At 73.2% G+C, this 12,626-nt stretch carries 9 protein-coding genes; 4 read left to right on the top strand and 5 right to left on the bottom strand.

Features of this window, described 5'->3' with window-relative positions:
• Positions 1 to 130: 130 nt before the first annotated feature.
• Positions 131 to 1,456, bottom strand: coding sequence for an LCP family protein (locus AB0A97_RS17220; protein WP_361150041.1), 1,326 nt, complete (start codon positions 1,454 to 1,456; stop codon positions 131 to 133).
• A gap of 205 nt (positions 1,457 to 1,661) precedes the next feature.
• Here AB0A97_RS17220 and AB0A97_RS17225 point away from each other — a divergent pair, with 205 nt between their 5' ends.
• Positions 1,662 to 2,216, top strand: coding sequence for an acyl-CoA thioesterase (locus tag AB0A97_RS17225; RefSeq protein ID WP_361150043.1), 555 nt, complete (start codon positions 1,662 to 1,664; stop codon positions 2,214 to 2,216).
• A gap of 12 nt (positions 2,217 to 2,228) precedes the next feature.
• Here the strand turns inward: AB0A97_RS17225 and AB0A97_RS17230 are convergent, their stop codons facing one another.
• On the bottom strand, positions 2,229 to 3,029 hold the full coding sequence (locus tag AB0A97_RS17230) for a hypothetical protein (RefSeq protein ID WP_361150046.1): 801 nt from the start codon (positions 3,027 to 3,029) through the stop codon (positions 2,229 to 2,231).
• 64 nt (positions 3,030 to 3,093) lie between these two features.
• A complete protein-coding gene (locus tag AB0A97_RS17235; RefSeq protein WP_361150050.1) occupies positions 3,094 to 4,545 on the bottom strand; it encodes an LCP family protein in 1,452 nt (483 codons plus the stop codon).
• 293 nt (positions 4,546 to 4,838) lie between these two features.
• On the opposite strand from AB0A97_RS17235, the gene AB0A97_RS17240 reads away from it, so the two are divergent.
• The 3 genes from AB0A97_RS17240 to AB0A97_RS17250 all read left to right on the top strand — a co-directional run bounded on the left by AB0A97_RS17240 (position 4,839) and on the right by AB0A97_RS17250 (position 8,680).
• Positions 4,839 to 5,897, top strand: a complete 1,059-nt coding sequence (locus tag AB0A97_RS17240; RefSeq protein WP_361150052.1) for a glycosyltransferase family 2 protein — start codon at positions 4,839 to 4,841, stop codon at positions 5,895 to 5,897.
• 213 nt (positions 5,898 to 6,110) lie between these two features.
• Entirely contained in the window at positions 6,111 to 7,538 is a 1,428-nt protein-coding gene (locus AB0A97_RS17245) for an MFS transporter (protein ID WP_361150055.1), read from the top strand.
• Positions 7,539 to 7,573: 35 nt separating this feature from the next.
• Positions 7,574 to 8,680, top strand: a complete 1,107-nt coding sequence (locus AB0A97_RS17250) for a class 1 isoprenoid biosynthesis enzyme (protein WP_361150058.1) — start codon at positions 7,574 to 7,576, stop codon at positions 8,678 to 8,680.
• On the opposite strand, the gene AB0A97_RS17255 is transcribed toward AB0A97_RS17250, so the two are convergent.
• Positions 8,668 to 10,638 carry an LCP family protein gene (locus AB0A97_RS17255; protein WP_361150061.1) on the bottom strand — a complete coding sequence of 657 codons (1,971 nt, stop codon included), beginning with the start codon at positions 10,636 to 10,638 and terminating at the stop codon, positions 8,668 to 8,670. The two genes, AB0A97_RS17250 and AB0A97_RS17255, sit on opposite strands and share 13 nt — an antisense overlap.
• A 110-nt stretch (positions 10,639 to 10,748) precedes the next feature.
• On the bottom strand, positions 10,749 to 12,542 hold the full coding sequence (locus tag AB0A97_RS17260; RefSeq protein ID WP_361150063.1) for an LCP family protein: 1,794 nt from the start codon (positions 12,540 to 12,542) through the stop codon (positions 10,749 to 10,751).
• Between the last annotated feature and the right edge of the window lie 84 nt (positions 12,543 to 12,626).

A 12,626-nucleotide genomic window follows, 5' to 3' on the forward strand; every position in this document is an offset into this window, starting at 1 on the left:
GTTCGTGGGTTTGTGTCGGCGGCCCTGCGTCGACGGCCGCCCGCCCGGGGGGGGGCGCGGGCGGGGGGGCGGGGGGGGGGGCGGGGGCGGCGGGCGGCGCTTCGCGGTGTACCGGGAGGCGCCGTCCCGTCTACTCGTTCCCGCTCACCGTCACCGGCTCGTCGTTCTTCAGCTGCTCGACGAGTTTGGCGACCTTGGCCTTGTCCCAGCGGAGGTTGCCGCCGACGCTGCCGGCGATGGGCATGTTCATCGACTTGCCGTCGCCGCCCGTGACGCCCTTCATCGCGAAGAACATCGAGCCGAGGTCGAAGAGGCCCATGTCCTTGTCGACGATCACGGTGTCCAGGCCCGCGCTCATCGTCGGGTAGAGCTTGAACGGGTTGATGATCGTGCCGGGGGTCGCCGTCTGGCTCGCCAGGGCGGCGAGGAACTTCTGCTGGTTCTTCGTGCGGTCCAGGTCGCTGCCCGCGAAGGCGTAGCGGGTGCGGACGAAGGCGAGGGCCTGCTCGCCGTTGAGGGTCTGCTTGCCGGCCTGGAAGTCGGCGCCGGACTTCTTGTCCTTGAACGCCTTCGGGATGTCCATCTCGACGCCGCCGATCGCGTCCACGATGTTGGCGAAGCCCGCGAAGCCGATCTCGACGTAGTGGTCGATGCGCAGCCCGGTGTTGTGCTCGACGGTGCGCACCAGCAGTTCGGGGCCGTCCTCGGCGTAGGCCGCGTTGAGCTTGGTGTGGCGGCCCCTGGCGGCGTACTTCTTGCCGGACTTGGAACCGACGAACGAGGGGATCTCGACGTCCGAGTCGCGCGGCAGCGAGATCAGGGTCGGGCCGTTGCCGCCGTCGTGCAGGATCATCATCGAGTCCGTGCGCTTGCCCTCGGCGGAGCCGGTGTGCAGCTTCTTCTTGTCCTCGTCGGACATGCCCTCGCGGCTGTCGGAGCCGACGATCAGGTAGTTGGTGCCGTCGCCTTCCTCGGGGCGGTCGATGACCTTGCTCAGGTCGACCTCGCGGCGCAGCTTGCCGTCGGCCCAGAAGTACGTGGCGACCGAGGTGACGAGGAGCACGGCGACCAGCGTCAGCACGGACCACTTGATGCGGCGGCCCCAGTTGGGCGCGGGGCGCGGGGAACGGCCGCCGCCCTGCCCGCCACCGCCGCGGCCGCCGCCGTAGACCTGGCCGGTGTTGTAGCCGTCACCGTGCCCGCCGTCGTAGCTGTTGCCGTACGGGTCGGGGCCCTGGCCCTGAGGCGGGACGGAGGGGTGGCGGCGCGGCGAGAGGTGCGGCGGCAGCGGCGGCTCGGGCGGCTGCTGTCCCGGCCCGGGGAAGGGCCCGCCGGGGCCGCCGGGCCCGTTGGGACCGCCACGCCGTACGTGCGGCATGGCGCGCGCGCCCTCCGGCTCGGCGCCGCTGCCACGTCCGTACCGGTCTCTGTTGTCGGACCCAGGCCACTCGTTCATGGGGGAAGTCTGCCTGTCCTACGGCTCCCCCATACAGGGGAGGTACGAGATCGGGCCGCCGCTGTTGCAGAGCTGATGCAAAGTGACGCGGAGCGCCGCTTGCGCAATGCGGACGGAGGTGACCAATCCGGCACGGGTGCCCCTGGCCGGGGGTACGGGGCGGGCGCGTGGGAAGGGATGCGCGCCCCGCGCATACAGTGGGCGCATGACCGATCTCGTCACCGCCGGCCCGGAGGCCGACCTTCCGGGCAAGCCCACTTCCGTCTCCCGGACGACGCTGTCGCACATCATGACGGCAGGGGACACGAACCTGCTGGGTACGGTGCACGGCGGCGTGATCATGAAACTCGTCGACGACGCGGCCGGCGCGGTCGCGGGCCGGCACTCCGGCGGGCCCGCGGTCACCGCCTCCATGGACGAGATGGCGTTCCTGGAGCCGGTCCGCGTAGGGGACCTGGTGCATGTGAAGGCCCAGGTCAACTGGACCGGGCGGTCCTCGATGGAGGTCGGGGTGCGGGTGCTGGCCGAGCGCTGGAACGAGTCCACGCCCGCGACACAGGTCGGTTCGGCCTACCTGGTGTTCGCGGCGGTCGACGAGGAGGGCAAGCCCCGCCCCGTACCGCCGGTCGTCCCGGAGACCGAGCGGGACAAGCGCCGCTACCAGGAGGCCCAGATCCGCCGTACCCACCGGCTGGCCCGGCGCCGCGCGATCAAGGAGCTGCGGGCGCAGCGGGTGGCGGACGGGATCGACGACGCGTAGCGACGCGGAGGGTCACGGCCCTGCGGGCCCGGCCAGGTCGAGGGTGGCTTCCGCGTCGGTCGTGCGGGCACCCTCCCAGAGCAGTACGCGGTCCGCGCCGGACTCGGCGAGGAGCTTCTCCGCGAGCCGGGTACCGCTGCCGAGGGCGCGCTCCACGACGTCCTGACCGCTGCTCCGTACGGTCCACGTGTCGCCGTCGCGTACGTCGAGGCGCCAGCTGTAGCGGACGCGTTCGCGCAGGATGCGATAGACGTACGACGGCGTGACGGCGAGGTCGCGGGCGATGACGGGTGCGTCGAGGCCGTCCGCCGCGGCCTCCAGGACCAGACGCGGCAGGGCGGCTTCGGTGATCTTGTAGGCGCGCCGGATGCGGCCTGCCTCGGTGAGGGTGAGGTCGTCGGGGCTGATCCCGAGTTCCGGGACGGCCGTCGACCGGGCCGGTCGCGGCGCGGAGCCGGAGCCGGAGCAGGGGCCGGAGTCGGAGGCCGGGCCGGAGCAGGCGACGGAGCCGGTGGCCGGGGCGGGGGCAGTGCCCGGGGCGGAGCCGGAGGCGTGGTTGAGGCGTTCCACGTCCGCCTGGAGTGCGGCTTCCTCCTGCTCCAGCCGGGCCCGCTGCGCGGACAGACGCGCGGCGCGGGCGGTCAGGTCCTCGTGCCCGGAGTGCCGTGGTGCGGCCGGTGCGCCCGGTGCGCCCGGGGTGTCCGGGGCGACCGGCACCTGGCTGTCCGGCTGTGAGCGCAGGAACTGCTGGGCGACGGCGGCGATCTGGTCGAGGAACCACCGGTCGCTGAGCGGTGATCGTTTTTCACTCATGAGCGGGGACTGTACTGAGTACACAGCACCTGGACAACCGGGTACACGTCGCGGAGCCCGGCGGTCAGGGACAGGCGGCCTCGTCGCCGGTCAGCGTTCCGAAGTCGCCGGCGCCCGTCGGCTGGGTCGGGTCGTCGGAGCGCACCCGGTGGACCGCCTTGAAGTCCTTGCCGACGGTGACCCGCAGCACCGCGCCCTGGCCGGGAGCCGGGCGCAGGGCCGCCCCGGGCAGGGCGGCGGCGAGGGAGCGGACCGAGCGGTCCCAGCGCGGGTCGTAGGCGATCACGGTGCGCCGTACGCGGGTGGCGGCGTTGCCCGGGGTGCCGGTGGTGTCGAAGCCGGTGGCGCGCAGGGACTTGTCCACCGCGCGGCCCAGCCCCGTCCGGCCCGCGCCGTTGTCGACCTGCACCCGGATCGTGGCGGGCGGTACGTCCACGACCGTCGCGCGCTGCCGGCCGGGCCGCCGTACGGCCAGCGGCCGGTCCTCGCGCAGCGCCTGGAAGAGCTGCTTCGCCTTGTCCTCGTTCCACATCACGGTCGAGCCCACGTTGGGCACCTGGAAGTCGATGTCGCCCAGCGGCACGGAGGCGAACTCGGAGGACGACGGGTTGAAGCCGCGCAGTGCCTGGCCGAGGTCGACCATTTCGTCCGCGCCGAACCCCTCGTCGGCCCGTACGGACTCCAGCAGCGCGTCGGTGATCTCCTTGAACTGGACCGGGTGGAGCAGCGCGCCGGAGCTGGTGATCTTGTGCATGAGCGCGGCGAGGAAACGCTGCTGGCGCTGCATCCGCCCCAGGTCGGAGGCGCTGTCCAGGTGCCGGGCGCGGACGTACTGGAGGGCCTGGCCGCCGTTGAGCCGGGAGCGCCCGGCGGGCAGGTCCAGGCCGCTGTAGCTGTCCTTCAGGGGGCGGTTGGTGCAGATGTTCACACCGCCGACCGCGTCCACCGTCTTCATGAAGCTGGTGAAGTCGACCTCCAGGTAGTGGTCGATGTGCACACCGGTCATCCGCTCGACGGTCCGGATGGTCAGGCCGGGGCCGCCCTCCGCGTACGCCGCGTTGAGTTTCACGGGGTGGCCGCGGTGGTGCTTGCCGGTGGTCCCGTCGGTGTGCGGGGGCGTCTGCGCGTACGAGTCGCGCGGCAGGCTGACCACGCTGGCGCGGTTCCGGTCGGCGGACAGGTGCACCATCATGATCGTGTCGGTGCAGTGGCACGGCTCGCCGCCCAGGTGGTACCGGCGCTTCTCCTCGGGGGAGAGCTTGTCCCGGCCGTCCGTGCCGACGACCAGGAAGTTCATGCCGTCCCCGCCGCTGTTGTCCGGCCGGTTGCCCAGGCCCTTGAAGGCGTCCACCCGGGCGATGCCGTCCTCGACCCCGGTGACCATGGCGTGCCCGACCCCGCCCGCGGCCAGCAGCAGCAGCGAGACGCCCGCGGTGACGCGCAGGCCCCAGCGGGGCCGCCCGTCCCGTCGCCGGTGACGGGCGCGCGGACGGGGCGAGCGGTGCGGTGCGGTCATGGGGACACCTCCGCGGCAGGGTCGGGGCGGACGGAGTGCGGGAACGGGGCGGGGGACCGGGGGGACGGGGCAGCGGGGAGGAGAGCGGCGGGGGAGGGAGTGGTGAGGGCGGGGCGGCGGGGGCGGGCGGAACCGTTTCCGCGTCCGGGCGGACCGGCCGCGGACGGGAAGGAGCGGGCCGGGTCACCGTAGGCCCATATGATCGGCTGTAAAGCGCCACACGCCGGACGCCGGCCCCAGGGCCACCCGCCTGCCGTCGGCCCCCGTCCCCCATACGCGGTAACGTGACCGCGATGAACGCCACGCCACCGCAGCAGCTCCCGGCCGTCTCCGTGATCATGCCGGTGCTCAACGAGGAACGTCATCTGCGCAGCTCGGTCCAGCACATCCTGGAACAGGAGTACGCCGGTGAGATGGAGGTGGTGATCGCGCTCGGGCCCTCGACGGACCGTACGGACGAGATCGCCGCCGAGCTGGTCGCCGAGAACGCCGCCAACGAGCGGGCCCGCGTGCTGACCGTGCCCAACCCCACCGGCCGCACCCCGGCCGCCCTGAACGCGGCGATCAAGGCGTCCCGCCACCCGGTCGTGGTGCGCGTCGACGGCCACGGCATGCTCTCGCCGGACTACATCGCGACCGCCGTCCGCCTCCTGGAGGAGACCGGTGCGCAGAACGTCGGCGGCATCATGCACGCCGAGGGCGAGAACGCCTGGGAGGACGCGGTCGCCGCCGCGATGACCTCCAAGATCGGCGTGGGCAACGCGGCCTTCCACACGGGCGGCGCCGCGGGCCCGGCCGACACGGTCTACCTGGGCGTCTTCCGCCGTGAGGCGCTGGAGCAGCAGGGTGGCTACAACGAGGAGTTCATCCGCGCCCAGGACTGGGAGCTGAACTTCCGCATCCGCGAGGCGGGCGGGCAGATCTGGTTCTCACCCGAGCTGAAGGTGCAGTACCGGCCGCGGCCCAGCGTCCGCGCGCTCGCCCGGCAGTACAAGGACTACGGGCGCTGGCGCCACGTCGTGGCCCGCTACCACTCCGGTTCGATCAACCTGCGGTACCTGGCACCGCCGACCGCGGTGTGCGCCATCGCGGCGGGCGCCGTGGTCGGCGCCCTCGTCACGCCGTGGGGCTTCGCCGTCCCGGCCGGATACCTGGCGGCCATCGCGGCGGGCTCGGTCCCGGCGGGCAAGGGACTGCCGCTGAAGGCCCGCGTCCAGATCCCGGTCGCCCTGGCGACCATGCACATGTCGTGGGGCTGGGGTTTCCTGACCAGTCCGCGGTCGCTGGCCGAGAAGGTCATCGCCAGCCGCCGCCCGGCGGTGCCGGCGCCGCAGCCGGCCGCCGCGGAGTGACCGTGCGGGCGACCCGCGCATCCGGCTTACGCGGCCGTCGGCCGCGTGCTGCGGGACGCGTCCCTCCGGGTGCGCGCGCCGCCGCCCCTCCTGTACCGCCCGCCCCTCCTGTCCCAGCAGTTCACGCGGGCTGGGCACAGACGCCCCGGCATGGCTACGATACGTGTCACGATCATCACGTACCGTGCCCGGCGATCGGCTGGAGGTGCCCCCGTGCGTCCCTGGGCGGCGCTGGTTGTCCTGCTGTGCGGCACGTTCCTCGCCAACCTCGATGTCTTCGTCGTGGTCGTGGCCATGCCCGCGCTGGAACGGGACCTGGGCGCGGACGGCAGCCAGCAGCAGCTCGTCCTCGCCGGTTACCAGCTCGTCTACGCCCTCGGCCTGGCCGCCGGCGGCCGGCTGGGGGACGCGCTGGGCTCCCTGCGGGTCTTCGGCCTCGGCATGGCCGTCTTCACCGGCGCCTCGGTCGTCTGCGGGGCGGCGCCCACCACGGCCGTCCTGATCCTGGCCCGGTTGTTCCAGGGCGCCGGGACGGCCCTGATGGTGCCCCAGGTCTACCGTGCCGCGCAGACGCTGTTCACCGGCGCGGCGCAGCGCCGGGCGTACGCCGCGATCGGCGCGGTGATGGGGCTCGGCGCGATCGGCGGGCAACTGCTCGGCGGCTGGCTGCTGTCGGCGGACGTCCTCGGCCTCGGCTGGCGGGCCGTCTTCCTCGTCAACGTACCGGTGGGCGTCGCGGCGCTCACCCTCCTGCCGTGGGCGGCGGGCGGGGGCCCGCCGGCGCGCCGCGCGCCGGTGCGCGCCGACCTGCCCGGCGTGGGCCTCGCGGCGGCCGCGCTCGGGCTGTTCACCGTCCCCCTGGTGGCGGGCGGCGCGGGCGGCATGGTGTGGTGGGGACCGGCCTGCCTGGCCGCCTCCGTCCCGGTCGCCGCCTGCTTCCTGCGCCACGAACGGGCGCTGGACGCCCGGGGCGGCTCCCCGCTCGTACCGCCGCGGCTGCTGGGGCTCGACGGCTTCCGGCGCGGCATCGTGCTGATCGTCCTGGTCAACTGCGGGCTCGCCGCGTTCGTGCTGATGCTCGGGCTGCTGCTCCAGAAGGGCCTGCGCTGGAGTCCGCTGGCCACCGGCGCGGGCATGGTGCCGGCAGCGGTCGCGTTCGCCGCCGGCTCGCTGATGGCGCCCCGGCTGGCCCGCGGCGCGGAGGTACGGCTGCTGGTCCTGGCCTCCCTCGCCGCGACCGCCGGGTACGCGGGCTGCGCCGTGACCGCCCTCGGCACGGACCCCCGCTGGCTGCTCGGCGCGGTGTGCGCCGTCGGCGGCGCGCTGGGCCTGTGCGTCACCCCCGCCCTGTCCGTGACCCTGCGCACCGTGCCGGAACCGGTCGCGGGCGCGGCGTCCGGCGTGGTCTCCACGGCCCAGCAGCTCGGCGCCGCGCTCGGCGTGTGCGTCTACGGCTTCCTCTTCTTCGCCCAGGTGCGCGCCACGGCCGACGTGGTCGCCGCCTTCGCGGTCACCACCACCGCGCTGACCACGACCTCGGCGGCCGCCGCGGTCCTGGCCCGCGGCCTGCCTCCGGCGGCCGCTCCCGCCGGCCGGCCGGCGGACCGCCGCGCACCGGCGGCGCGGGACCTCCCGATGTGACACCGGACCGATCCCCCGACCGTACGGAGACACGCTTGTCCCCTCATCCCCGGTCCGCCGCCGTGCGGCCGAGCCCCGAAGCCCGGCTCGCCGAGACCGTCCCGCAGGTGAGCCGGTACCTGACCGGGCTCCTCGACGCCTACCGGCCCCGGTACGCGCACCTGCGGCCCACGCTCGAACGGCTCGTCACCCACGGCAGGCGGTCCCCCCTCGAATGCGCGCTGCCGCTCCTCGTGCACGGCGCCGTCGAGGGCACCCTCGAACCGGCCGTCCCGGTGGCCGGGGCGCACACCCTGTGGTGGCGGGCCGCCAACACCTTCGACGACGTGTCGGACGGCGACACCGGCACCCGGCTGTACGGCGGCGCCCCGGCCGCCGTCATGACGGCGGCCCTGGAATGCGGCTACGCCCTGCCGTTGCGGGCCCTGGCCGCCCTGCCCGTGCCCGGGCCCCTGCGCGAGCGTCTGACCGCGGACTACCTCGACGGCTGGACCGCCGCCTGCGACGGGCAGGTCGGTGACCTCCTCGGCTCACCGACCGGGACGAGCCCCGAGGAGGTGCTGACGGTCTACCGGCACAAGAGCGGCGCGGTCTACGCCATGGCCGCCACGATGGCGGCCCGCCTGGCGCTCGGCGCGGACGCCGCCGACGACCCGCGGGCCGCCGCCTGGGGGGAGTTCGGACAGGCCGTCGGTGTCCTCGCGCAGTTCCGCAACGACGAGGACGACCTGCGCTCCGGCCGGAGCGAGGACCTCGGCAACCGCACCGCCACCTACCTCCTGGTCCAGTTGCTGCACGCGGCCACCGACGCGGACCGGGAGCAGGCGGTGGAACTCCTCGGCCGGGCCGCCGACTCCCCCGCCGACCGCCGCCGGCTGGCCGCCATGATGTTCACCCCGGACGTCCTCGTCCCGTACCGGCGCATCCTCGCGGACGTCCACCAGCGCGCCCACGCCCTGCTGGACACCCTCGCCCCCGCCTCGCCCTTCACGGCGTCCCTGCACCGGCGCGTCGACGACGAGGTGCGGACCACCGCGAACGCCTGTGCGCCGGCGGGCCCGCACGGCGCGCACTGCACCCTGCCGCCGGAACCGGCGGTGCCGCCCGGTCGCGGCCGGGCGCGGTCCGGTCAGAAGGTGTAGGCGGGGTTCACCTTCATACAGGCCTTCTTGTCCTCGCCGTTGAGGGCGTCGGCGCTGTCCGGGGCCTTGTCGGCCTCCTTCTTGCCCTCCGACGGTACGGGGAACGACGTCCCCTTGCGCCAGTCGTTGCCGATCACCAGCCGCATGCGGGTGGCCGAACCCGACTCCTTGACCGCGTCCTTGGGCAGGCCGAGGGCCTTCGCGAGGGCGAGGGCGTCGCCGCGCCCCTCCTTGGCCGGGTAGGTGATCGTGGTGTCGGCCTGGGTGGTGAGGCGGGAGTCCGTGGCGGCGCTCGTGTAGCCGAGGGACGCCAGACGGCCGGCGATCACGTTCGCACGGCCGGAGACCGGGCCGGTCACCGTGCTGTTGGTGCCGTTCTGGACGACGACGTCCAGCTTGTCCTTGGCCGTCGTCGGCTGCGGGTCGGGCGCGGGCTTCTTCTTCTTGTCCTTGCCGTCCAGCGCGGTGTCGTTGCGCACGAGGGAGAAGGTCTGTTCGGCGTCGCCCGGCTTGGGCACGACGTACTCGCCGCCCGCCGCGTACTGCCACGGCATGGTGACCATCGTGATCCGTTCGGTCGGCACCCGCTGGAGGTCGCCGCCCAGGTCGTACAGCTTCTTGACGCTGCCCAGGCCCTCGTCCACGGTCAGTGCCTTGGTGGCGGCCTCGGCCAGGTCGCGCAGCTTCATCGGGTCGGTCAGCTTGGTGCCCGCCTTCAGCTCGCGGACCATCGAATTCATGTACATGTGCTGGGCCTTGGCCCGGCCGATGTCGGTGTTGTCCTCGAAGCCGTAACGGGTGCGCAGCCACTGGAGAGCCTGTACGCCCTTGACCGCGTGGGTGCCCGCGGTGAGCTTCAGGCCGCTGCCGTGGCCCTTCTTGTCGTGCGAGTAGACGTTCTTGTCCACACACACGGGTACGCCGCCGATGGCGTCCGCCATGTCCACCACACCGGCGAAGTCGACCATCATGAAGTGGTCGATGTAGATGCCGGTCAGCTCCTTCCAGGTGGCGACGGTGCAGCCGGGGCCGCCGTGCTGGAGCGAGGTGTTGATGGCCGCGGTGGTCTGCGGGTAGACCTTGCCGTCGTCCGGGTCCTTGCACTCCGGGATCGGTACGCGGGTGTCGCGCGGGATCGAGACGACCGACATGTTGCTGCGGTCGGCGGAGACGTGCAGCAGCATCTGTACGTCGGCCAGCGGCTTGCGGTCCGCGTCCTGGCGGGCGCCGCCCAGCTCGATGTTCTTCTCGCTGTTCCGGCCGTCCGAGCCGAGCAGCAGGATGTTCAGCGGCGTCTGCCCGAAGGCGTTCGGCTCGGGTTTCTCCAGGCCGCCGGAGCCCAGGTCCAGGGCGTCCTTGCGGAGGTTGCTGTTGAGGTGCTCGTAGTACCAGTAACCGGCGCCGGCCGTGCCGACTATCAGCACGGCCAGGGTTATCGCGCTCCAGCGCAGGACGCGCCGGGCCTTGCTGCGGGGTCTGCGCGCGCGGCGGGAGCCCTTGGCCTCGGGCTCGGAGCCGTCGGCGGGGGAGGAGCCGGGGTCCGCCGCGTCCTTGAGGGCGGTGGCGGTACCGGCGGCGGGGGTGCCGGTGACAGCCGTGCCCGTGACGGCCGGTGCGGGAGGCCGGCCGGCGGTGGCGCCGCCCGGGGCCGGGCCCGCGACGCCGCCGCTGATCACGGGCGGCCCCGACACCCCTCCCGTGATCACCGGAGGGACGGCCGCGCCGCCGCCCGCCGACGGCGTGCCGGTGACGCCGGGAGCGACCGGGGCGTCCGGGGCGTCCGGGGCGTCCGGGGGAGGCGTACCTCCCTGGTCCGCCGGTCGCGGCGCACCGGACCCCGGCGCTCCGTTCCGCCCGTCTCCGTTCCCGTTCCCGTACAGGCTGTCGTCCCAGCCCAGATCCTCGGCGCCGGGCCGGCGCCGTTGTGGCCCGTCACCACGCGCACTGCTGTGCCGCATTGGGTTTCTCCCCCGTCAGTCGGCGCCGGTCACGGCGGCCGGGGCTCGCTTGGTCTTTCCGGCTGCCCCGTGCAGCCGCGGACCGGCCGGGGGGTCCGGCCGGGGTCCGGCTACTTGGCGCAGACGTTCTGGTCGTCGGCGTTCACGTTCTGCACGCCGTCCGGCGTTTTCGTCGGCGCCTCGATCGACTTGCCCGGTCCCTCGAAGTCCTTGCCCAGGATCAGCTTCATCGGGACCTTGGGCCCCGCGTCCGCGGTGGTCTTCTTCAGCGCGCTCTTGGGCAGGCCCATCCAGTCGGCCAGGGCTGCCGCCTGGTCGGCCTGGTTCGGCGCGTACTCCAGCCGGGTCGCGGCCAGCTTCGTCGGCGCGTTGCCGGCGTTGGTCGACAGCTTCGCGGCCTTGCTGTTCTGCAGCCAGTCCACCGTCTCCTGGGCGGCACCGATCGGTCCGCCGCCGTTGCTGACGTCCACCCGGACCTTGTCGGCCGGGGCCTTGGGAACCTTCTTGTCGTCCGACGTGCCCTTGCTCTTCTTCTCCTTCGTCCTGGACAGCGAGTGGTCGGCGCGGATCATCTGGAACAGCGGTCCGGCCTTCGTCTCGTCCAGTACGACGGTCGCAGGGTCCTTCGGGTTGTCCAGGACGGGAACTGTGGCGAAAGTGATGTTTTTGATGTCGACCCGGCTGAGGTCCTTGGCGAGGTCCACCAGCTTGCCCGCGCTGCCGATCCCGGTGTCCACGGTCAGCGCCTTGGTGGCGGCCTGGGCCAGGTCGTAGAGCTTGGGCACGCTGGTGAGGGTGTCGCCGGACTTCATCTTGCGGATCATCGAGCTGAGGAACTGCTGCTGGAGCTGGATGCGGCTGAGGTCGCTGCCGGTGCCGACGGAGTGCCGGGTACGGACGAAGGCCAGCGCCTGCTCGCCCTTGACGATGCTCTTGCCCGCCGGCAGGTGCAGATGGGACTTCGGGTCGTCGATCGGCTTCGCGGCGCACACCTCGACGCCGTCGACCGCCTCCGACAGCTCCTTGACCGCGTTGAAGTCGGCCATCATGAAGTGATCTATGGACAGGCCGGTCATCTTCTCGACGGTGCGCCAGGTGCAGCCGGGGTCGCGGTCCTCCTGGCCCAGGCTCGTGTTGAAGCGGACGTTGCGCTCGCCCGGGATGTTCCTGGTGGCGCCGTCCTTCTTCGTCGGGCAGTCCGGAATGTCGGTGATCATGTCGCGGGGGATGCTCAGGGCCGTCGCGTTGGAGCGGTCCTTGGAGATGTGCATCAGGATCGTGGTGTCCGCGTGCCCCACGCTGCCCGCGTCGCCGTATCCCTGGTTGCCCTTGCCGGAGCGGGCGTCCGTGCCGATGACGAGGATGTTGACCGGGCCGTCCTTGACCGCCGGGTTCTCCTTGCCGACGTCGACCTTGGAGATGTTCCCGTTGAGCTGCTGGTACAGGAAGAACGCGCCGCCGCAGCCCGCGACGAGGACGAAGCCGAGCGCGCCGGACGTCCAGTAGAGCGCTTTCTTCTTCGCGGACTTCTTCGGCTTGGGCTTACGGCGGCTCGGCGCGCTGCCGCCGGGCGGCGCGGAGCGGTTCCCGGCACGCCGGTCGCGTTGCGCGGGCAGCTCGCGGGTGTCGGTGTCCCGGCCGGGCCCACCGCTTCCAGAACCGTTTTGCCCCGTACGCCTGCCGGGCTGCCCCGTACCGCCGCCGGGCGCGGGAGTGCCCCGGCCCCCCTCGGGCCGTGGTGTGCCACGGCCGCGTCCGGGCGCCGGCCCCTTGCGGCCGGCCGGCTGCGTCGCCGGGGCGTCGCCGGGGTCCAGCCGCAACTCGTAGGTGCCGGTGTTCGGGTCGAACACCCACTGATCGGCGGGATCGATGTCGTCCCCTCGCCCACGGCCTTGCGCGTCCACGGTGCCTTGTGTCCTCCGTCGGTGCCACGCGGCGCCTCCCCCTCAAGGCGCTCGGTCGGTCGGTTGTGCAATGCGCGGTCAGCC

The sequence above is a fragment of the Streptomyces sp. NPDC045470 genome (assembly GCF_040646595.1).
Lineage (GTDB): Bacteria > Actinomycetota > Actinomycetes > Streptomycetales > Streptomycetaceae > Streptomyces.

What these genes read in the sequence shown, in the direction of transcription:
- AB0A97_RS17220 (WP_361150041.1), bottom strand. Translation starts at nt 1,456, where the DNA reads ATGAACGAGTGGCCTGGGTCCGACAACAGAGACCGGTACGGACGTGGC.
- AB0A97_RS17225 (WP_361150043.1), top strand. Translation starts at nt 1,662, where the DNA reads ATGACCGATCTCGTCACCGCCGGCCCGGAGGCCGACCTTCCGGGCAAG.
- AB0A97_RS17230 (WP_361150046.1), bottom strand. Translation starts at nt 3,029, where the DNA reads ATGAGTGAAAAACGATCACCGCTCAGCGACCGGTGGTTCCTCGACCAG.
- AB0A97_RS17235 (WP_361150050.1), bottom strand. Translation starts at nt 4,545, where the DNA reads ATGACCGCACCGCACCGCTCGCCCCGTCCGCGCGCCCGTCACCGGCGA.
- AB0A97_RS17240 (WP_361150052.1), top strand. Translation starts at nt 4,839, where the DNA reads ATGAACGCCACGCCACCGCAGCAGCTCCCGGCCGTCTCCGTGATCATG.
- AB0A97_RS17255 (WP_361150061.1), bottom strand. Translation starts at nt 10,638, where the DNA reads ATGCGGCACAGCAGTGCGCGTGGTGACGGGCCACAACGGCGCCGGCCC.